Annotated in this window: 20 protein-coding genes; 17 read left to right on the plus strand and 3 right to left on the minus strand. The window is 55.1% G+C overall.

Annotation, left to right across the window (positions count from 1 at the left end; genetic code table 11):
* The first annotated feature begins 46 nt into the window (after positions 1-46).
* From HY795_16315 to HY795_16395, 17 genes are all read left to right on the plus strand, one after another.
* The gene (locus HY795_16315) at positions 47-967 is read left to right on the plus strand and encodes an NAD-dependent epimerase/dehydratase family protein (GenBank protein ID MBI4806785.1); all 921 of its coding nucleotides are present in this window, start codon (positions 47-49) and stop codon (positions 965-967) included.
* Entirely contained in the window at positions 967-1,725 is a 759-nt protein-coding gene (locus tag HY795_16320; GenBank protein ID MBI4806786.1) for a crotonobetainyl-CoA--carnitine CoA-transferase, read from the plus strand. The genes HY795_16315 and HY795_16320 overlap by 1 nt, the downstream gene beginning before the upstream one ends.
* Complete coding sequence (locus tag HY795_16325; GenBank protein MBI4806787.1) at positions 1,725-2,504, plus strand: transketolase; 780 nt, start codon at positions 1,725-1,727, stop codon at positions 2,502-2,504. Before HY795_16320 ends, HY795_16325 begins: the two co-directional genes overlap by 1 nt.
* A complete protein-coding gene (locus HY795_16330) occupies positions 2,501-3,370 on the plus strand; it encodes a hypothetical protein (GenBank protein MBI4806788.1) in 870 nt (289 codons plus the stop codon). The genes HY795_16325 and HY795_16330 overlap by 4 nt, the downstream gene beginning before the upstream one ends.
* A 4-nt stretch (positions 3,371-3,374) precedes the next feature.
* The gene (locus HY795_16335; protein MBI4806789.1) at positions 3,375-5,354 is read left to right on the plus strand and encodes a cobalamin B12-binding domain-containing protein; all 1,980 of its coding nucleotides are present in this window, start codon (positions 3,375-3,377) and stop codon (positions 5,352-5,354) included.
* Between the two features lie 15 nt (positions 5,355-5,369).
* Positions 5,370-6,341 carry an NAD-dependent epimerase/dehydratase family protein gene (locus HY795_16340; GenBank protein MBI4806790.1) on the plus strand — a complete coding sequence of 324 codons (972 nt, stop codon included), beginning with the start codon at positions 5,370-5,372 and terminating at the stop codon, positions 6,339-6,341.
* 25 nt (positions 6,342-6,366) lie between these two features.
* Positions 6,367-7,314 (plus strand): NAD-dependent epimerase/dehydratase family protein, encoded by a 948-nt coding sequence (locus HY795_16345; protein ID MBI4806791.1) that lies wholly within the window; start codon positions 6,367-6,369, stop codon positions 7,312-7,314.
* Positions 7,315-7,358: 44 nt separating this feature from the next.
* Positions 7,359-8,534: a radical SAM protein gene (locus HY795_16350; GenBank protein ID MBI4806792.1), complete on the plus strand. Its 1,176-nt coding sequence runs from the start codon at positions 7,359-7,361 to the stop codon at positions 8,532-8,534.
* A gap of 55 nt (positions 8,535-8,589) precedes the next feature.
* Positions 8,590-9,387 carry a class I SAM-dependent methyltransferase gene (locus HY795_16355; protein ID MBI4806793.1) on the plus strand — a complete coding sequence of 266 codons (798 nt, stop codon included), beginning with the start codon at positions 8,590-8,592 and terminating at the stop codon, positions 9,385-9,387.
* Between the two features lie 78 nt (positions 9,388-9,465).
* Complete coding sequence (locus HY795_16360; protein ID MBI4806794.1) at positions 9,466-10,206, plus strand: glycosyltransferase family 2 protein; 741 nt, start codon at positions 9,466-9,468, stop codon at positions 10,204-10,206.
* A gap of 67 nt (positions 10,207-10,273) precedes the next feature.
* Positions 10,274-11,419: a radical SAM protein gene (locus tag HY795_16365; protein ID MBI4806795.1), complete on the plus strand. Its 1,146-nt coding sequence runs from the start codon at positions 10,274-10,276 to the stop codon at positions 11,417-11,419.
* Positions 11,420-11,428: 9 nt separating this feature from the next.
* A complete protein-coding gene (locus HY795_16370; GenBank protein MBI4806796.1) occupies positions 11,429-12,208 on the plus strand; it encodes a class I SAM-dependent methyltransferase in 780 nt (259 codons plus the stop codon).
* A gap of 23 nt (positions 12,209-12,231) precedes the next feature.
* The gene (locus tag HY795_16375) at positions 12,232-13,227 is read left to right on the plus strand and encodes a kinase (GenBank protein MBI4806797.1); all 996 of its coding nucleotides are present in this window, start codon (positions 12,232-12,234) and stop codon (positions 13,225-13,227) included.
* A gap of 78 nt (positions 13,228-13,305) precedes the next feature.
* Complete coding sequence (locus HY795_16380; protein MBI4806798.1) at positions 13,306-14,205, plus strand: sugar phosphate isomerase/epimerase; 900 nt, start codon at positions 13,306-13,308, stop codon at positions 14,203-14,205.
* Positions 14,202-15,398, plus strand: coding sequence for a DegT/DnrJ/EryC1/StrS family aminotransferase (locus HY795_16385; GenBank protein MBI4806799.1), 1,197 nt, complete (start codon positions 14,202-14,204; stop codon positions 15,396-15,398). Before HY795_16380 ends, HY795_16385 begins: the two co-directional genes overlap by 4 nt.
* A gap of 60 nt (positions 15,399-15,458) precedes the next feature.
* The gene (locus HY795_16390; GenBank protein MBI4806800.1) at positions 15,459-17,663 is read left to right on the plus strand and encodes a hypothetical protein; all 2,205 of its coding nucleotides are present in this window, start codon (positions 15,459-15,461) and stop codon (positions 17,661-17,663) included.
* Between the two features lie 10 nt (positions 17,664-17,673).
* Positions 17,674-18,387, plus strand: coding sequence for a nucleotidyltransferase family protein (locus HY795_16395; protein MBI4806801.1), 714 nt, complete (start codon positions 17,674-17,676; stop codon positions 18,385-18,387).
* Between the two features lie 73 nt (positions 18,388-18,460).
* Here HY795_16395 and HY795_16400 read toward each other — a convergent pair whose 3' ends face one another.
* From HY795_16400 to HY795_16410, 3 genes are read right to left on the minus strand one after another with little or no spacing between them, the layout of a single operon-like run.
* The gene (locus tag HY795_16400) at positions 18,461-19,579 is read right to left on the minus strand and encodes a DegT/DnrJ/EryC1/StrS family aminotransferase (GenBank protein MBI4806802.1); all 1,119 of its coding nucleotides are present in this window, start codon (positions 19,577-19,579) and stop codon (positions 18,461-18,463) included.
* Positions 19,580-19,589: 10 nt separating this feature from the next.
* A complete protein-coding gene (rffA, locus tag HY795_16405) occupies positions 19,590-20,726 on the minus strand; it encodes a dTDP-4-amino-4,6-dideoxygalactose transaminase (protein MBI4806803.1) in 1,137 nt (378 codons plus the stop codon).
* Positions 20,726-21,679, minus strand: a complete 954-nt coding sequence (locus HY795_16410) for a glycosyltransferase family 2 protein (protein ID MBI4806804.1) — start codon at positions 21,677-21,679, stop codon at positions 20,726-20,728. The genes rffA and HY795_16410 overlap by 1 nt, the downstream gene beginning before the upstream one ends.
* Positions 21,680-21,818 lie beyond the last annotated feature (139 nt).

The following is a 21,818-nucleotide window of genomic DNA, read 5'->3' on the forward strand; positions in this document are numbered from 1 at the left end:
GGCCGGGCAGACCGTATTCATTGCAGGAGCATCAAGCGCAGCAGGTATGGGCGTCGTGGAACAACTGCTGGCGCTCTGCCCCGAGACACGCATACGGGCCTGCTGGAATCACACCAAGCCTCAGTTGAGAAACGACCGAGTGGAACTCGTCCAGGCCGATCTGCGCCTGGAACAAGACTGCCGCAGGGTCGTGGCTGGTTGCACTGCGGCTGTCATGACCGCCGCCGTCTCGGTTGGCTCGGCCGGGCTCAGGAACCGGCCCTGGGAATCGGTGAACGCCAACCTCGCCATGAATGCCGCCATGCTGGAGGCATTCCACCAAGCCAGCATTGGCAAGATTGTTTTCGTTGGATCGGCCACGGTATACCAACCCTTCGATGGATTCATCTCGGAAGAGGATCTTGACCTCAACCAGGACCCGCACCCGGCCTATATGGGCGTGGGCTGGGCTATGCGCTACCTTGAGAAACTGTGCCTGTTCTGGCACAAGACCACGGGCATGCGCTTCGGCGTTGTTCGGGCGGCTAACATATACGGCCCCTTCTCACGGTTTGATCCGGCCACAGCCAACGTCATTCCCGCTCTTATCCGAAAGGCCGAGGCCCGGCTCGACCCTTTCGAGGTGTGGGGAGCGCCCCAGGTGAGTCGGGACGTCATTTTTCATACGGATTTCGGCCTGGCCATCGTGGAGCTCCTTCGGGCGGACCTCGAATTCGAATGCTTCAACATCGGCTCGGGCCGGCCAGCCACGGTGGCGGACATAGTGTGCCTGGCGCTCGCCTCTGCTGGACATACCCCCGGCAGCGTGGTCTACCTGGGCGACCAGCCCACGACCATCGCCTTCCGGGGCCTGGATTGTACCAAGGCCCAGCGGCTCCTGGGTTGGCGGAGCGAAACGCCGCTGGCTGAAGGCATCGCCAGAACCGCCACATGGTGGCGGGATAACCAATCAAGGTGGACCAAATAATGAAGACCAAAGAGCATCAGGCCATTTTCATGTCCAGCAGCCAGGAAAAGAACGGGTACGAGCGATTCGCCGAATGCCTGCACAACACCCCACTGCCCACTGGCGAGCTGGCGCATAACTCCGCGCTGTACGTTCCCTCGAAGACCATGACGCGAATGCTGTTCTTCTACGAGTTGTACAAGAAGCTGGTGAACACCCACGGCGTTATCATCGAGTTCGGCGTGCGCTGGGGCCAGAGCCTGTCCATCCTCTCCGCCCTGCGTGGTATCTTCGAGCCTTTCAACCGCCACCGTAAAATCATCGGCTTCGACACCTTCGAAGGTTTCGCCGGAGTCAGCGACAAGGACGGTGAACGCTCCGGCTGCGATGAAGGCGCCTATTCCGTGCCTAGCGGCTACGAAGCCCACCTATCTGAAATCCTGTCCCTTCAGGAAGAACTGAACCCCATTAGCCACCTCAAAAAGTTCGAGTTGGTCAAGGGCGATGTACGCCAGACCGTGAGCGAATACCTGGCCCGCCAGCCCGAGACCGTGGTCTCCATGGCTATCTTCGACCTGGATATCTACGAGCCCACCAAAGTAGCCCTGGAAGCCATTCTGCCCCATCTGTGCAAGGGATCCATCCTGGTGTTCGACGAACTTTCCGACGACATCTTTCCCGGCGAAACTTTGGCCCTGGACGAAGTCCTCGGGCTCCGCAACATCCGCTTGCAGCGCTTCCCCATGACCGCCCGCATGTCTTATCTGGAGATCGAATAATGCTGGAATCATGCAAAGCCATCCGCCGCGAGATTCTGCAAATCGCCCGGCACACCGGCCATGGCCACATCCCGTCGTGTTTTTCCGTGGTAGAGGCCTTGACCGCCGTCTACTCGGTGATGCGTCACAACCCCGCCCAGCCGGACATGCCCGGCCGGGACGTGTTCATCCTGAGTAAAGGTCACGCCTCGCTGGCCCAGTATACCCTCCTGGCCCAGATGGGCTACGTGTCCATGGAGGAGGTCTACACCTACGGCGCGCTCAACGCCCGCTTCGGCTGCCACCCGGACCGCACCAAGATTCCTGGCGTGGAAGCCTCCACCGGCTCGCTTGGCCACGGCATCGGCCTGGCCGTGGGCGTGGCAATGGCCTTCCAGATAAAGGGCACGGACCAGCGGGTATACACCCTGGTGGGAGATGGCGAAGCCAACGAAGGCAGCGTGTGGGAAGCCGTGCTTGTGGCCGTGGACCAGAAGCTCAACAACCTGACCGTCATTTACGACAATAATCGTTCCCATGCGCGCGGCCTGCAAATCGAGGATCCAGCCGCTCACTTCGCGGGGTTCGATTGCGAGGTGGCAGTAGTGGACGGCCACGACGTCCCCGCCCTCACCGCGGCCCTGAAAGCCAAAAACGACAGGCCCAGGGCCATCGTGGCCAATACCACCAAGGGTTATGGCTGCCCCTCCATGACGGAAAATCATTACGCTTGGCACCGCCGTTCGCCCAAGGACGACGAACTTGCGGCGCTGCTGGCCGAACTTGAGGTGGCCCAATGAGAAAGCAGTTCAAAGACACAGTGATGGATCTGGCCACCACGGATGGATCCATTGTCATCCTGCTAGGTGATGTCAGCGTCTATCTGTTCAACGAATTCAAGGAACGCCACCCCCATCGCTTCTATAACATGGGCATATGTGAGAACACGCTCATCAGCATGGCCGGAGGCATGGCCGCCCAGGGATTGACCCCTTTCGTGCACACCATTGCCCCCTTCCTCACCGAGCGCAGCTACGAACAGATCAAGCTGGACCTGTGCTACAACCGCTTCCCGGCCAACATCCTCACCTGCGGCGCCACCTTCGACTATGCCTGGGACGGTCCTTCCCACCATTGCTATACCGACCTGGCCATCCTGCGCCTGCTGCCCGGCATGGAAGTGCTGCAGCCCGGCTCACGCAAGGAACTCGACGTGTTGCTGCGCAGCCACTACAACAACGGCAACCCTACATATTTTCGACTCTCGGACTTTCCCCACGGGGTAGACATCCCTGTGGCGCCCGGCAAGGCCGTTGTGCTCAAGGATGAGGGTTCGACGGTGACGGTGATGACCGCAGGCCCCCTTCTGGGCGAAGTGTTCGAGGCCTGCAAGGATCTGGCGGTCAACCTGGTTTACCACCACACCATCAAGCCCCTGGACGCCGCTACCGTGGAACGCTTCCGCGATACGCACATCCTGTCCTTCCACGATGCTTTCGGCCTCAAGGAAGCCCTGGCCGACATCCCAGAGCTGCGCGTCACCGGTTACGGCCTGCGCGACGAGTTCTGCACCTGCTACGGACGGGTGGGAGACATGCGCAGCATGTTGGGGCTCGACGCCGCCTCCATCCGGGAAACCGTGCGCCGTAAGCTTGAAAGCGCCTAGCTCCATGGATGCGGTGGCCCAGGCAACACCCGACGAGCGCCTGCGCGTCGGGTTCGTGCAGATAGGCAACAGCTTCGCGGACGCCTGCTATTTCCCGTATTCCGTCGGGCTCTTGCAGGCGTATGTCCAGCGGCACGCCGCAAGGCCCTGCCGCTACGTCTTTCTGGACCCACTCTACCAGCGCCAGCCCTGGATCCAGGCCGTGGAGAGCATGCTTGAGACCGACGTGGCCGCCTTCAGCGTCTACGTCTGGAATCACAACCTCTCGCTCAAGATCGCCCGGGAGCTTAAACGCGCCCGGCCCGGCATCTTCATAGTCTTCGGCGGCCCTCACGTGCCCGACAGGGCTGAGGACTACCTACACGAGCATGCCTTCATCGATCTGGCCTGCCATGGCGAAGGGGAGCAGACCTTCCTCTCGGTGCTCGAGGCCCTTCCGGGGCGGGATTTTTCCGCCATCCCCTCCGTGAGCTGGCTGGAGAACGGCAGATTCCGCTCCACCCCGCGGGCTCCCCGGCTGGAAGACTACTCCACTATACCGTCGCCTTACCTGGAAGGGGTCTTTGACAAACTTATGGCCGCCCATCCCGAGCATAAATGGCTCGGTGTCTGGGAAACCAACCGTGGCTGTCCCTTCACCTGTGCCTACTGCGATTGGGGTTCGGCCAATGCCTCCAAGGTGCATCATTTCGAAATGGACCGCCTGCGGCGCGAAGCCTTGTGGTTCGCCCGCAGCAAGGTTGAATTCATATTCTGCTGCGACGGCAACTTCGGCATGTTCAAGCGAGACCGGGACATCGCGGCTATGGTGGCAGAGATCAAGGCTGAGTATGGCTATCCCCAGGCCCTGTCGGTGCAGAACACCAAGAACGCGGCGGAACGCTCCTTCGAAATTCAGGAGATCCTCTCGCGTGGCGGTCTGAACAAGGGTGTAACCCTGGCCATGCAGACAATGAACCCCACTGCCCTGGAACTGGTGGGGCGCCAAAACATCTCCACCCAAGCCTTCCAAGAGCTGCAAAGCCGGTTTGCCGCAGCAAAGGTGGAAACGTACACCGATCTCATCCTGGCCTTGCCTGGGGAGACCTACCGGTCATTCGCTGAAGGGGTCTCGGAGATCGTCGTTGGCGGGCAGCACAACCGCATACAGTTCATCAACCTGTCCATCCTGCCCAACGCCCGCATGGGCGCACCTGAGTACCAGCGTCTCCACGACATGGTCACCGTGGAATCCAAGGTCATCAACATCCATGGCGCCCTGGCCATGGAGGATGACGACGTGGCCGAAACCCAGGTGCTGGTGGTGGGCACGGGCACCATGCCTGTGGAAGACTGGGTGCGAACCCGAGCCTTCTCTTGGATGACGGCGCTTCTGTACTTCGACAAGCTGTTGCAGATTCCCATGCTGCTCCTGCAGGCCCACCACGGCCTGGCCTGCCACGAACTTGTTGAAGCCTTTCTGGAATCGGACGAGGCTGCGCCGCTGCTGGGCGAAATCAGGGATTTTTTTTTCGAGCAGGCCCGTGCGGTATCACGGGGAGCGCCAGAATACTTCGGCGCATCTGAGTGCCTGGGTATTTTCTGGCCCCATGACGAATACGTCTTCATCACCTTAAGCCGCGACGGCAAGCTGCCCAGGTTTTACCAGGAGGCCGAGGAAGCCCTTTCACGGGTCTGCCTGAAACGAATGGAGCAAATTCCGGCATTTCTGAGCGACGCCGTAGCCCTGAACCAGGCTCTGGTGAAGCAGCCCTTCATCGTGGAGGAATCCGAACTCCGCTTGGAGCACGATGTGTACGGGGCTTACCGAGCCGCCTTGGCCGGAGAAACGAGCCTCTCCGTTTCGGAGATGGACAATCCGGCGACCTACCGGATAAAAAGCGCAGACACATCCTGGTCCTCCTGGGAGGACTGGATGCGCAAGGTCGTCTGGTACGGCAACAAGAAAGGGGACTACCTCTACACTGCGGACGTCCAACGCTAAAACATAAGGCACATCATGTACTTCAAAAATAAACGCGTGTTGGTTGCCGGAGGTACAGGCCTCATCGGCATCCCCTTGGTTGAGTTGCTTCTGGAGCAAGGTGCCGAGGTGCATATCGCCTCTCTTGACGACCCCGCCCGGGCGCACCCGGACGCTGAGTTCACCCGCGCCGACATGATGCAGCCTGAAAACTGCCTCTCGGCCTGTAAGGGCAAGGACTTCGTTTTCAACATGCTTGGCGTGAAAGGCTCGCCCAAAGTGACCACCACCAAACCCGCAAGTTTCCTGGTTCCCACCATTGGCCTGGCCTTCAACCTGCTTGAAGCCACTCGCAAGCAGGGCGTGGGGGGGTATCTCTATGCCAGCTCCATTGCCGTATATTCCCCCTCGGAAGTGATGCACGAGGACGAAGTGTGGAAATCCTTCCCCTCGCCTAACGACTTCTATGGTGGATGGGCCAAACGTACCGGTGAATTGCACGTGGAGGCCTGCCGTAAGGAGTACGGGTTGGAAAACCTAACTATCGTCCGCCCAGCCAACGTTTACGGTCCCTTCGATAATTTCGACTCACAGAATGCAATGGTGGTACCCTCACTAATCCGCCGAGCCCTCTCCGGCGAGCCGGAGCTGACCGTATGGGGCGACGGATCCCCTGTGCGCGATTTCATACATGCTCGCGACGTGGCCCGCTGTATGTTGCTTGTCGCCGAAAAAGCACCTCAGCAACCCATCAATATCGGGAGTGGTGAAGGCGTTTCCATCCGGCAGCTTGTCGAGGTGATCGTTGATCAGCTGGACATGAAGCCCAAAGTGGTCTGGGATACATCCAAACCTACGGGTGATGCCAAACGCATCTTGGATGTGGCTCGCTCACGCGAACTCGGCTTCACCCCTCGGATTTCCCTGAAGGAAGGCGTGCGTGAAGTGATTGAATGGTACAAGGCCAACCGAGAAGCTGGCGACCGGCGTTACGACATCTTCGCGTAGATGAACATCTCAAGCAGAGTTTTCATTGTTCTACAATAACGCCAAAGTGCTCGTAACCGGCGGGGCAGGATTCGTGGGATCCCACTTTGTGGACGCATTACTCGCCCTGGGAGCGCGTGTTCGGACCACTACTCATCGCCGCTCCCTGTACGTCCAACATCCAAACCTAGAAGCCATTCAGGTCGATCTGACCCGCAAGGAAGATTGCCTTGCGGTCTGCCGCGATGTTGACTATGTCATCCACGCCGCAGGTTCTGTCGGGGCTGCGGGGATCGGCGCCGCTGGGGTGATGGCCTCCATTACCGGCAACCTGGTGCAGACCTCGCAGATGCTGGAAGCCGCCTGGGGCTCCGGGGTCAAACGGATGCTCGTCTTCAGCAGCAGCACGGTCTACCCGCCGACCGAACACCCCGTTCGCGAAGAGGAGATGTGGTCCGGCCCGCCGTATCCGGGATATTTCGGGTACGGGTGGATGCGACGCTACCTGGAGCGCCTAGCGGAATTCACGGCTCATAATGCGGACATGGGCGTAGCCATCTGTCGTCCAACGGCAGTATATGGGCCTCGCGACAATTTCGAACCGGCCACCAGCCACGTTATTCCAGCTCTTATTCGCCGCGCCGTGGCCAAGGAAAACCCTTTCCTCGTGTGGGGCACGGGGGAGGAAGTGCGCGACTTCTTGTACGTGACCGACCTTGTTCAGGGTTGCCTCACATTATTAGAAAAAAAAGCTGATGCCGACCCGGTCAATATCGGTTTTGGGCAAAGCGTACCTATCCGAGAAGTTGTTAACACCATTCTTAAATTTGCAGGACATGATCAAATTAATGTGATTTTTGATGCAACTAAACCGGTCGCGCTCCCTGTCCGGATGGTAAGTATCAATAAGGCCAGGAAGGATATTGTTTTTTCTCCTATGATTTCTTTGCAAGAAGGCATCCGATTGACAATAGAATGGTACAATGCTCAATAATGTACCATTTTTGTGTAAGGATTGACGAGAAGGGGTGACTAGCTATGCGCGTATATATAAAAGGGCTGAATACTTGCGTAATGAGAAAGCAAAAAGTACTCCAGTATATGGCGTATATTACTGCAAATGGACATATGCTGGTAAACTCGCCTGAGGAAGCAGACTATTCAATAATCTGGACCTGTTCTTTTCGGCAAGATGTCCGAGATAATTCCTTGAGTGAGATTCAACGCTACGTGAATGGATATGATACGGAGGTCATCGTTGCGGGATGCATGCCTGATATTGACCCTGAGTTCTTAGCAGATGGCTTCGATGGGAAAATTGTTAACTGGAAAGATGATGCGCTTAAATTAGAGGCGATTTTTGGAGACAAGATCAAACTCGATGACATGTCATCGATATTCATAGAACCGAAGTTGTACGACGATGTTGCAGCTTATAAGAAATCGAACCCACAAGCCGAAGCAACTTTTTATGACCAGTTTATCAAACTCTTGATTTCCGAGGGGTGCAATTATTCCTGTACATATTGTTCCGAACGGCTAATGTTCCCAAAATTTAAAAGTTTTTCCATGGATTCTCTTTTCAAAAAATGTGAATTGATGGTAAACGAAACCGGATTCACGAAAGTTGCACTGTTTGCGGATAGTCTCGGAGAGTATGGGAAGGACATCGGCACAGATTTTCCTTCCCTATTGCGAAGACTTCGGAAAATTCATCGAGAGTTACAATTTGTTCTTTTTAATTTCAATCCGACTCATTTCATATCATTTTTTGATGAGATGAAAGAATTATTTGAGGAGAACTCTTTTTTCCATTTAAACCTACCGATACAGTCGGCCTCAGATAGAATATTACAGCTGATGCAACGGCCATACAGTCGTATCGATATTGATCGAATCTACTCGTTTCTTAATGACATTAAGTTTGTAGAATTTGACACGCACATTATTGTAGGTTTTCCAGGTGAAACTGAAGAGGAATTCCAGGAAACTGTGAACTTTGTATCACGCCATTGCCCAAAGTATGTCCTATTAAGCAAATGCCTTCTCAACAAACAAATTCCAGCATCCTTTCTTCCTGGGCGCATTGACTCTTGTACAATGCAAAATCGGATACAAAGCTTCGAGCAGCAAATAAAACCTCTTGGAATCATATGCAACTCGGACGGAAGCGACCACATACAGGATCGCTTTAGAAGACTTAACAAATCTTAGTTGTTACAAGCAGCACGTAACCACGGTTTCACAAGCCAACTCTGAGGAGCTCAATATGGATTCTAAAATAAATATTTCAAAAAAAGACACCCCAAAAAGCGAGATTCAGGGGTCTCGTCGGAAAGAAGACTTTGAATACTGGGATGAAATGATCGGTCTTATCACCAATCATGATCATACAATTAAGCACGTCTTAGAGCAATGGCCTGTGTACGCTCGACGCATGCACCTTCAACGATTTCTTGCACATTACGAACTTTTTAAAAATATCATAGACCTACCTGGGTGCATTGTCGAGCTAGGTGTTTACCGTGGAGCAAGTTTTTTCACTTGGTCGAAATTACTCGAGACATTTTGTCCTACCGACAGGCGCCGCAAAGTTTTTGGCTTTGATCATTTTCGTGGGCTCCAGGACTTCCACTCTAAAGATGGCGCTCTCGATCCCATGGACGGGAAGATTCCGGGTGGCTACGATACCTCGGATGTTAAAACAGAAGTTGAAGGCTTAGTCAGATTGCACAACATGGACAATTTGATAAGTGGCATTGAAAGATGCCGAATCATTGATGGCGACATTAAGGAAACTATTCCTCGCTTTCTTGAAGAAAATCCAGGCCTTCGAATCAGCCTCCTTCACTTTGACGTAGACCTGTATGAACCGACACTGTTGGGATTAGAGTATCTATTCCCTCTGGTGGTTAATGGAGGTGTTGTGATGTTCGATGAGTATGGATTGATTCCATGGGAAGGAGAAAGCCGCGCCGTGGACGAGTATTTTGAAAAAATCGGGTACAGGCCAATGATAAAAAAATTCCCCTTTTCTGTTCAGCCTCACGGTTTTTTTTTCAAGTAACGGACACCACTTAACACCCAGTGGCTCACGCAACACTACCAACGTCAACTATTCAATTACATCGAGTACACTAAAATCATGACACAGAAACTTGACTTTACATTAATATTGCCTACACTTAACGAAATTGAAGGATTACGGGTGATTATTGCCCAATTTGACCCTGCTATGATAAACAATATCATTGTTGTAGATGGTGGCTCAACAGATGGCACCATTGAATATCTGAAAGATATTGGCATCAATGTTTTCATTCAATCCGGAAAACTTCTATCTAACGCCCTTGAAGAAGCTGTTGAAAGATCTGAATATGATACTATCGTAACATTCAGCCCAGACGGGAACTGCCTCCCTGAGCGTATCACTCCACTTGTCAACAAGCTACAGGAAGGATACGACATGGTTGTTGTTTCCCGCTATTATAAAACAGCTTCCAGTGAAGATGACGACTTTGCCACAAGTCTTGGAAATAAATTTTTCACGAAACTCGTAAACATACTATTTAAGGCAAACTATACAGACACACTTGGAATATTTCGCGCTTATACAAAATCTGCAATCATAAAAATGGCTTTACCTGGTATGATAGAAGAAAATTTTTTACGGAAAAATTTCGGATATATGAACAGTTGGGAACTTGGATCGTGTATTCGTGCCGCAAAGCTTAAGCTCAAAACTGCTGAAATCCCCGGTGACGAACCGGCTCGGATTGGAGGAACCCGAAAACTGTCAATACTTAAGAATGGAGTTGGTGCGTTGCTCCAGGTCTTCTATGAGTTCCTCCTTGGAAACCGCGTATTTAAAAAAAAGCAGATCTAATTGTCACTCAAATTAAGCATTGATGTATACAATGAAAATCTGCATAGTATCTTTGAACTCGTGTGTCATGCGCAAGCAGAAGCTTGAGCAGTATGCACTGTTTTTCCGCGCCAACAACCATATCATGGTAGACAATGTCGACGAGGCCGACTGTTGTCTCGTTTGGACGTGCGGTTTTCGCTCTGATTTCCGAGACGCCTGCCTGCTAGCCCTGGACGCCGTGCTGGCCAAATGCCCTGGCGAGACGATCATATCTGGCTGCCTGCCAGACATTTGCCCGGAGCTGCTTCCCCGCACCCCGCGAAGCCGCATCGTAGCCTGGCGAGACGACGCCGAGGTGCTGGAGGGGCTGTTCGGCCAGGACGCAGCCCTGGACTCCTTCAGCCCTATCTTTGCCGAGCCCCGCAAATGCGAGGACACTGCTGCGTTTCGCAAACTCCATCCCGGCGCGGACGTGACCTTCCACGACCAGTTCATCAAGCTGGTGATCTCGGAAGGCTGCTTGTTCGACTGCACGTACTGCTCTGAAAAACTTGCCTTCCCCCCCTTCCGGAGTTTCCCTCTTGACGGACTTCTCTCCGCGGCCAAGGACATGATGGAGCAGACGGGCGTCTACGACCTCATCCTCATGGCCGACTCCCTGGGCCAGTACGGGCTGGATATAGGCGAAACCTTCCCGGGTCTGCTGAACGCCCTATGCGCCCTAGACGCGCGCGTGGGCATAGCCCTGAACAATCTAAATCCCGCCAACTTTGCAGCGCAGATCGATGACATGTCCGAACTGATCCGACAGGGGCGCTTGCGCCACCTGAATCTGCCTATCCAATCCGCCTCGGACAGGATTCTCAAGCTGATGAACAGAGCGTACAATCAGAGGGATCTTCATCTCATCTACGAGCGGCTGGCCTCGCTTGGTTTCACTGCCCACGACACCCACCTCATCGCGGGCTTTCCCGGCGAAACGGCTGAGGATTTCCAGAAATCCATCGACTTCATCCTCTGCCACAGGCCTCGCTATGTTTTGCTGTCCCAGTATATGGAGTCCCAGGCCGCGCCTTCCGCTCGCCTGGGGAACAAGGTCGATGCTTCCACTGTACGATCACGTTTGCAGGCAGCCGAAGCTGCTTTTGCAAAGGCCGGAATCATCTGTAACTGTGACGACAGTGAACTCAGCCGGCAGCGCCTCGTGACACTTTTCCTGAACAAAAGTTAAGGAGCCCCCATGCCTACATCAAATGCCGATGGCGAACGCATATTCGATGGACGCGCAAAGTTTACAGCCGACAACTCCATCGAAGAGCTCCTCCTTAAGCATTTCGAGAAATTCGATGTTTCCCATACGGAAATCTGCAACAACTTTCCTATCTACGCCCGGCGCATCTTTTTAAAACGCTTTCTTGCCCATTATGAATTCTACCAGAGAGTAGTAGATCTCCCAGGCGACATCGTCGAGCTTGGGGTTTATCGCGGCACAAGCCTCATGTCCTGGGCCAACTTCCTGGAAATCCGCAACATGGGCGACCGCCAGAAGCAGGTCTTCGGCTTCGACAACTTCGTGGGTTTCACCTCCATGCACGAGAAGGACGGCAAGGAAGACGCCAACGTGGGGAAAACCCTCTCCGGGTTCAACAGTCACGCCTTCGCCGAAATGCTCGAGGACGCAATCTCCATTTACGATCAGGACCGCTTCATTCCCTACAAGCCACGGGTCAAGCTGATCAAGGGCGACATCGAAACCACCGTTCCCAGGTTCGTGGAGGACAATCCCGGCTTGCGCATCTGCCTGCTGCATTTCGACTGCGACATGTACCTGCCCACGAAAACAGGTCTGGAGCACCTCTGGCCCCTGGTGGTCCCGGGAGGCGTGGTGCTCTTCGACGAGTACGCCATCCGGCCGTGGGAAGGCGAAAGCGCCGCAGTGGACGAATTCTTCAAGGGCAAGGTGAAAATACGTCGTTTGGATTGGGCTCCGAACCCCGGTGGATACGTCATCAAGGAATAACCCATTCCTTAATGGACTCCGTTATGATCATAACAAGAACACCTTTTCGCATTTCCTTTTTCGGCGGCGGTTCCGATTACCCGGCCTATTACAATGACAATGGCGGAGCTGTACTGGCCACCACTATCAATCGCTACTGTTACATATCGTTGCGCAATCTTCCGCCGTTCTTCAACTATAAATATCGTATCGTATACTCGAAAACAGAGCTGACGAAAACGATCCAGGACATCGTTCACCCCTCTGCACGGGAATGCCTGAACTACATGGATATTGCCGAGGGGCTTGAAATCCACCATGATGGAGATCTGCCGGCGCGAACCGGACTTGGCTCCAGCTCGGCTTTCACGGTGGGCCTGTTGCATGCCTTACACGCCCACATAGGGAAAATGGTAAGCAAACATGACCTGGCCGAGACGGCTATCCACATTGAGCAAAATGTCATCAAGGAGAACGTGGGATCGCAGGATCAAACCATGACCGCGTTTGGAGGGCTGAACCTCATACGCTTCAACTGCGGAGACTCCCACCTCCAGGTTACTCCGATGTGCCTTACGGGAAAACGTCTCGAAGAACTCCAAAACCATCTCTTGCTGTTCTTCACGGGTTTCGTGCGCTACGCTTCGGATATTGCCGCCGAGCAGATTCGCCAAACGCCCAGCAAAAGATGCGAACTCAACATGATGGCCCAGATGGTGGACCAGGCGGCAGAAATCCTCTGCGGGCAAGGTGACATCATCGATTTCGGAAAGCTACTCAACGAATCCTGGCTTCTCAAACGAAGCCTGACTGACCTTATCAGCACCTCCGATATTGACAACATCTACTCCCGTGCGCTGAAAGCAGGTGCAGTCGGCGGCAAGCTGCTAGGGGCGGGTGGAGGCGGATTCATATTATTCATGGCCCCCCCGGAGCGCCACCAAGAAATCATAGATCGTCTTGGCATCCTCCATGTGCCGTTCCGATTCGAAAACGCTGGAAGCCAAGTCATCTTCTATGAACCTGACAAAAAAGGCTAATGTCCTTTTCCCAGTCTGTGTTGCGCTGGTCCGAATTGCTTGGAACCCATGTTTCACAACGTCTGACTAGGCTAGACCATGCTTTATCTCACCTCCTGCTGTTCACCCAGTCGAGCCATTGTCGAAGCCGTGGCAAGCATAGTCGCTCTGGGCATCACAAACATCGAACTGACTGGAGGGACCCTCTATGAACACTATGATTTAAGCGCCTTAAGAGCTTTGAAAACGAAACATAACCTGAACTTTCTCATCCATAACTACTTTCCTCCCCAGTCCGAGGAGTTTGTACTCAATCCGGCCTCGACAAACCCGGAAATCCGCTCCCGTGTGCACCAAACCTTGGCCGACAGCATCTCCCTGGCCCAGTCTTTCGGCCACAACCTCTACAGCCTGCATGCAGGATTCAGTTACGACCAGATACCGATTTTCCGCGATGACGGCCTCTTTACGCCCATGAGCGGGCCGCGTTTCTGCCGGGACAATCTTTACGAAGGGGTGGAACGTATCGCCGCTACTATCCTACCGCCAGAGGTCAACCTAGCTTTAGAGAACGCGTTTCCCCTGTCCAAGGCAGGGCGATTCTCGCTCATGGCTTCGCCCGAGGACATCCTGGCATTTCTTGAGCGTTTCGCCGACAGCAAAAACGTCGGGCTACTGCTTGACCTGGGGCACCTGAACCTGTCCGCCTGCCGTCTGGGATTTGATAAGATCGCATTCTTGGACAGACTGCTTGGCGATTGGGGGCACAAGATTTTCGAGGTCCACGCCAGCGCCAACAATGGCGAGCACGACAGCCATAACCTGAACACGGTGGACGACTTCGAGATTCAGTTTATCAAGGGTGCCCGGAAGATTTTGGAACATGCCCCCATCATCCTGGAGTGGCATGACTGTCTCTCGCAGCAGGCGGCCGAAACTTATTTCGACATCGCCCGGTATCTTGATCTTATACCCTCACCCCTGGACGCAAACCCATGAGAATTCCTTTCGGAACCCTTACCATCACCAGTAAGGCCAAGCAGCTCGTAATGGAATGCCTCGACAAAGGCCGAGTCTCCAGCGGGCGCCTCGTCCGGGAACTGGAGGAGCGCATCGCCGACCTTATCGGTGTCAAGGAAGCCGTGGCTGTCTCCAGCGGCACCGACGCCGACACCCTAGCCCTGGCTGTGGTTCACGATCTAGGCGCTCAGCGCGGCGATGAGGTCATAATTCCGGCCCTTTCGTTCGTGGCCACGGGCAACGCAGTGCTCCACGCCGGGCTCACTCCCGTGTTTGTTGATGTTGACCCTGAGACCCTGAACATCGATCCGGCCCGAATCGAGGCGGCCATCACCCCCCGCACCAGAGCCATCATGCCAGTGCACCTCATGGGCAAGCCCGCCGACATTGATGCCATAAACTCCATCGCTAGGCGGTACGATCTTCTGGTGGCCGAAGACGCTGCCGAGGCTTGGGGAGCACGCTACAAGGACCGGACTATCGGCTCTCTGGGGGATATGGGCGCGTTCAGCCTCTACGTGGCCCACGTAATCACCAGCATCGAGGGCGGCGTCATAACCACAGACAACGAGCACTACGCCGAAATTCTGCGATCTCTGCGCTCCCATGGCCGCTCCTGCACCTGCAAGACCTGCGTCTCCAACACCACATCGGGGTTCTGCGAGAAGCGCTTCGATCCCAAGCTGGGCGACATCCGTTTCCGGTTCCAACGGGCGGGATATTCTTGCAAGATGAACGAGTTAGAAGCCGCTGTGGGAATAGGCGGATTCGACATGTTTGAAGAAATCCGTGCCATCCGCCACGCCAACCTCATGGCCATGATTGATGGATTCCAGGCCTTCAAGGACGTACTGTGGACCTACCGGGAAGAACCCCACGAACTCATCGGCCCCCACGCATTCCCCTTTGTGGTGCGCAAGGGCGCCCCTTTCACTCGGGACGAGCTTATGATCCACTTGGAGCGCAACGGGGTGGACGCTAGGACGCTCTTCACCTCTATCCCCACCCAGTGCGGCGGGTACGAATTCCTGGGGTATAGTTTGGGAAACTTCCCCAATGCGGAATATATCGGCGACAATGGCATCCATATCGGCGTACACCAAGACGTGACCGTCTCGGACATCGACTGCTTCCTCGAATGCATTCAGGGATTCGTGCGGGAAAAGTGTTGACCATGAATCGCTTGAAAAGCGGTGTTTGACCGGAAACCTCGACCGCAGCCCGAGCAGAACTTGTCCAAATCCCTTCCCAAGCACCTTACCGGAGTCGGACTAGCCCTCGTCTTTGCAGGGTTGGTTATCTCACTGCGCCGCATCGCCCTTTGGAAGGAGCACTACTCCGGTGGTGGGACGCTGTACCCATTTAACAACTGCCTCAAACTGGCCTTCTTCGCCCTGGTCTGTTGGCAGCTCTACGCCGTGGGCCGGTTCATCTTGGGGAAATGGCGTGCTGGAAACGCGCTGAGGCAAAGCGTCGTCTGTCTATTATGTGGAATGGGGATCGTCTCAATATCCATACATGGGTTGGGTTTGCTTCACATCATGTATTTCCCGGTAGTTTTCATTTCTTCTTTGGCGGTGATAGCGCTTTCCGGTCCTCTGTTTTGCGATGCAGTGTCAGGCGCCTGGGAGAAGCTTGCCACCTTGCGGAACGAAACTATTGTCACCACAGCATTGTCGGTAGTGCTATGGCTCGTTGCCGGTGCGATCTTCTTGTATATGGCCATGGCCAAGGGCATTTATCCGGATGTAATCACCATGGACACGGTAGGGCATTACTTGCCCTTTTTCCGGGACAGCCTCTCAATGGGTAGCCTGGACATCTTCCCGTATTTCGTCAACTTTTACATTTCAAAAGGAGCCGGGCTTTCCTTTTTTTTCGCGGCCCTGTCCGACGTGCAATCTCTGCAACTCGCTTCCTTAACGGCGATCCTGCTCATCTGTCTCATACTGGCCGGAGTGGTACGGGCCCTGGACAGTGGCCCGTCTTTCCTAGCCCCAGCGGCGGTGGTGACATTCCTGTCAGTTTCCGACCTCTACCAATTGGAGTTTCAGAAGCAGCATGCCTTGGTGGCGGGGCTTATCTTCGGCCAATGGCTTATCCTTTTGCTGCTCCTTACCTGCAGAAATAACAACTGTAGCGGGTTATTCTTTGCAGGGATTATTAACGCCTTACACCTCGTCATTCTTCTCCCTGCCGCCGCCTTGACCATATTGACCCCGCTGACCGTATTGGCTCTGGTTGCCTCCCTCTGGACGAAACATCCAGGCAACAGGTGGATTTTCTGTTTATTCGTTTTGACACTATTCACTCCGCTGGCCTTGTATATCTCATATAATACCATGCTCGGCCTGGCGGATCTGAACCCGGCTCATTTTTTCAACAAGTTCCGGGATGAAACCGTTCTCGCCAGACATATTGATGTACAGGCTCTGGATTTTCTCCTGTCAGTGCAAAATTACGATAGCAAAGTAGCAGCTTCGGCAAGCTTCCTCCTTGACCGTTTCCTCCATGTGAATCCGCTGGACTACTGGTGGTCGCGCCAGCTGCCCCCGTTGTGGCTCGTGGCGACCGTCTTCCTTCTGGCCGTCTGGCATCTGCGTCGTACCGGTGGCGCTGGAACTTTGGCCTGGACCGTGGCTGGCGGCGCGTTTTCCCTCCAGTTCATGGCCTACGCTCTGAACCTCGCGGTCAAACAGGAATCCTTTGCCTTAAGCCGAATGGGGTTCTTCGTTTACGCGCCTATGATCATGCTCTACTCCCTGTCGGCCGTGGTAACTTGCCGGGCGGCCGAAGACTGGTTTGGCCTCAAAAAAAATACGGGCGCTGTCCAGGCCTTCGTGGCTATGGCCATGATCCTCCTCGCCCTGACGCGTTTTCCCCACAACCTGGGGGACGACGTGCGGGAAACCCTTGAATTCTTCACGGGCAAGGCCAGCTACGAGCTGCGCTATTCCAGGGTGCACCGGGAAATTCCAGCGTGCCTGGCCTTTAGCGCTATCACTGACGGGGAGGCCATCACGCCCCTGTACTACGCCGCCGGGTGCTACGGCTTGCCGCTAAGGATATTCCGTCCGCCTTATTTCGACACCCAGGACAAAAACTTCACTGCCCTGGTGCGAGAGGATGCCGATTCCGAGGGACAGCTTCTAAGAGCCGGCAACCGCATCTATTTCTCCGTGAGCCTGGTCGCGAACCCCTCGCCTTACCTGTATCTCCCCCTCTTTGCACCGGAGAGCATCGCCGCGAGGTTCTCTGTGGTCGCGTCCCATGGGGATGACACGTTTCTTCTCAGGCTTGGGGGACCGGGAGACCCGGTAGCCATGCGCGAGTTTCTTCCCCGGTACGCCCTCTATCGTGAAGCCCACAATAACGGGAGAGAAGCCACCACCATGGACAGATTCCGAAGTTCGCTGCCTCCCGCCCCGAATCAGTGAGGATATCCGGATGAACATGACTGACGTCACGGCGATCATTCTGGCGGGAGGTCTGGGCACGCGGCTGCGCCAGGCCATCCCGGACAGGCCCAAGGCATTGGCCCACGTGGCTGGCCGTCCTTTCCTGGATTACATTCTCGACTGGCTGACGGATTCCGGCATCACCCAGGCCGTACTGTGCACCGGACACATGGCCGACATGGTCCAACAGCACTATGGGGACCGGCACGGCGACCTGCACCTGGCCTATTCCCGCGAGGAGACGCCCCTCGGCACGGGCGGGGCCCTGCGCCTGGCGGCCCCTTTGGTGCGGACCGACCTGGCCTTGGTGCTCAACGGAGATTCGTTCGTTGAGGCCGACTTGCGGGAATTCGCCGATTGGTTTCACGAGAGGAAGGCCCGGGTGGGGATACTGGCCGTGGCGGTTCAGGATGCGAGCCGCTTCGGCAGACTTGTGCTGGACCGGGAGGGCGCTGTTCAAGCCTTTCTGGAAAAAGAACCCGACGCGGGGCCGGGCGACATAAACTCGGGGGTGTATCTCATGGAACGCGATGTACTCTCGCATCTGTCCCCGGCCACGCCTTTGTCACTGGAGCACGATGTATTTCCCGCGCTCATCGGCCAGGGCTTATACGCCTATACGGCGCAAGGACGTTTCCTGGATATTGGCACGCCGGCCAGCTACGCCGAGGCGCAGGTTTTTTTCTCCCCTGGCCCCCAGTGAGCCGCCGACATCCCCAGCCTGGTGTTCAGCATCCGTCCGCATCAGGCGTGCAAAACCAAGCCTCCAAGGCCGATCAGGACGTCACCGCCAGGACCTGCTCCACAACGTAATCAACTTCCGCATCGCTTAGCCTGGGGTAGAACGGCAACGATATTGTACTGTCACCGATTAACTCGGCGGCAGGGAAGTCGCCCGGCTTGAAACCGTAGGTTTCCCGGAAGTAGGTGAGCAAGTGGATGGCACGGAAGTTGACGGCCACGCCCACCCCGCGCTGCTGCAAGGAGTGCAGGATGTCGTCGCGTCGGGCTGGGTCCACCCAGATGGTGTAGAGGTGATGGCCGCTCTTTCCAACCACCAAAGGCCGCCCCACGCCTAGCTTTCCTGCCAGGCTACGCTCGTAGCGCTGAAAGACCTCGTTGCGCTTGGCCCACAAATCGTCCAGGCGATCCAGTTGATCCACCAGCAGGGCGGCATGGATGTCGTCCAGATTGCATTTCCAACCCAGGGTGAGCATGTCCCAATGCTGATAGGCGCCGTGGTAGCGGCCCGCGGCGTTCTTGCTCATTCCGTGCAGGCTGATGAGTTTCACCTTCCTTGCCAGTTTTTCGTGGCGGGTGATCACCACCCCGCCTTCGCCGCAGGTGAGATTCTTGGTGGCGTACAGGCTGAAGCAGGCTGCGTCCGAGAGCTGTCCCGGACGCACTCCATCGCGTTCGCCCTCAACGCAGTGGGCGCAATCCTCGACCAAATAAAGGCCATGCCTGTCCGCGATTGCGCGCAGGGCGCGCATGTCGCACATCACGCCGTACAGATGCACCGGGAGGATGGCCTTGGTGCGAGGGGTGATGGCCGCCTCCACGGCGGCTGGATCAATGCAGCCCGTGGCCGGGTCCACGTCCACAAGCACCGGTTTGGCGCCCGTATGCTCCACGCAGGTGGCCGAAGCGATGAAGGTCATAGCTGTGGTGATCACTTCGTCGCCCGGTCCGATGCCCAGGGCGGCCAGCGTCAGATGCATGGCCGCCGTGCAAGAATTAACGGCCACCACGTGAGGTAGGCTCGTATAGGCCGAAAATTTGCGTTCGAACTCAGCGGTCATAGGACCCGTGGTCAGAAAGACAGAATTGAGTACCTTGACAACATTGGCGATGTCAGTCGCATCAAGATTATGGCGATAGAACTCAACGCGCATGAATGATCCTTTAGGGTGTAAAGCTTGTGACAGCGTTAATTACTGCTGCTTGATCATCAGCGCACAGGTCATTGTAATAGGGCAAGCGCACAAGTCTGTCCGAAATGTCTTCCGTTACCGGGCACTGCCCCGGAAGTCCCCCGTAAGTAGATCCCATAGGTGAAAGATGCAGCGGCACGTAGTGGAAAACTGCTAAAATACGTTGAGATTTCAACGTTTCGATCAACCTTGTGCGGCTTTCTGGGGTAGGCATTTTGAGATAGAACATATGGTAGGATTGGTCGCAATGATCAGGCACAAACGGCAGTCCGACCCCGTTTCGTTCAGCCCAATCCGCCAGACCTTGGCGGTATCGCTGCCAGATGATCTGACGCTTAACCTGGATTTCCGAGCTTTTTTCCAGTTGGGCGAATAGAAACGCAGCCAATACTTCCGATGGAAGATAACTCGACCCCACATCCACCCAGGTGTATTTGTCCACCTCGCCGCGAAAGAACCTAGAGCGATTGGTCCCTTTCTCCCGCAAAATTTCCGCCCTGGCGACCAGCCCTGGGTCGTTCAGGACCAGAGCACCGCCTTCTCCGCAGGTGAAATTTTTAGTCTCGTGGAAGCTCTGGGTGGCCATCAGCCCGAATGATCCTAGCAGCCGGCCCTTATAGCGGCCGAACAGCCCATGAGCGTTGTCTTCCACGAGCACGACACCCCACCTGTCACAAATCTCAACGATAGGGTCCATTTCACAGGCAACACCACCGTAGTGCACCACAACAACAGCCTTAGTTCGGGGGGTCATCAACGCTTCCAGGGAATTCTCATCGAGGTTAAGCGTATCCGGCCGGATGTCGGAGAACACCGGTTGTGCCCCACGTAACAAAAAAGCATTCACGGAGGAAACAAAGGTGAACGAAGGTACGATTATCTCGTCCCCAGGCTGAAGATTCACTAACAAACCTGCCATTTCCAAGGCATGGGTGCATGAGGTGGTCAGAAGCACCCTTGGGGCACCTAGAATGTCTTCCAGCAAGGCATGGCAGCGCTTCGTGAACTCTCCGTCCCCGGAAATCTTGCCCGAAGCAATGGCTTCCTGGATGTAAAGCTGTTCATTGCCTACGAAACAAGGGCGATTGAAGGGGATGCGGTACTGCATCAGCTGCCGTTTCCCTCTGAGTAGAAATTCAGGCGTTCCGCTTCCGTGTAGACGGGCTTCTCCATGAGTCGCATATGCATACGCGCGAAATATTCCCCCAAGATGCCCAAGGCGAAAAGCTGCGCTCCGGAAAACAGACATATCATGGAGGCCAGGAAGGGAAAGCCCTGCAGGGTTGTCCCTTCGAACAGGTAGCGGCCCAGGACAAAAATCAATAGCACGAAACCCATGAATGTCAGCGCGAAACCTATCAGGCTGGCCAGTTGCAGAGGGAGAATGGTGAAACCAGTAATCATATTCACAGCGTGTATTGCAAGCTTGCGCAAGGTGTATCCTGAGGTCCCACTCACCCGCGTGTCCTGGCGGACAGTTACAGCTCCAAACCTAGTGGTGCCCCAGGAAAGCATGACATCGATATTGGGAAGCGGTCCCTGATAACCTGCAAAGGCTTGGCGAAGCTCCGTATTGAAAACACGAAAGGCCGACACTTTGTTAGCAGCGTTGACGCCCATGGCATTCTGCAGAACTTTCTTGGTAAGCCGCGAGGCAAAATTGCGCAGTGCCCCATGGTGTTCTTCCAGAAATGCCCCATAGACCACATCATGCCCTTGGGAAAAGACCTCTAGAAGACAGGGGATCTCTTCTGGAGGGTGTTGGAGGTCGTCGTCCATGGTCAACACCACGGGGTATGAGGCTGCCCGGATGCCACATAGCAGGGCGTTGTGCTGGCCGTGATTACGCATGAGCCTAATGGCTTTACAGCGAGAATCTTTTAAAGCTAAATCGCACAGGGCGGTCCAGCTACCGTCTTGGCTTCCGTCGTCAACGAATATCACCTCAAACTGTTCGGAATGGGCTGTTAGCACATCATTCAGGCGTGACCACAAGTGTGACAGGGTTTCACGCCCATTATAGACTGGGATGACCACTGAAATGGAAAAGCGACCGGACATAATTAGTTGAGCCTCTTTAGTTAGGGCACTCCTGGGATGGCGACATCAATCCAGAGCTCTTAGTGCCGGAGGTATCCACAATCACAGCATGAGTGGAAATGGCATTATCGCGTATCAATACCCGCCGCAACCAGTCATC

Origin of the sequence: Desulfovibrio sp. (genome assembly GCA_016208105.1) — a bacterium.
GTDB lineage: Bacteria > Desulfobacterota > Desulfovibrionia > Desulfovibrionales > Desulfovibrionaceae > Fundidesulfovibrio.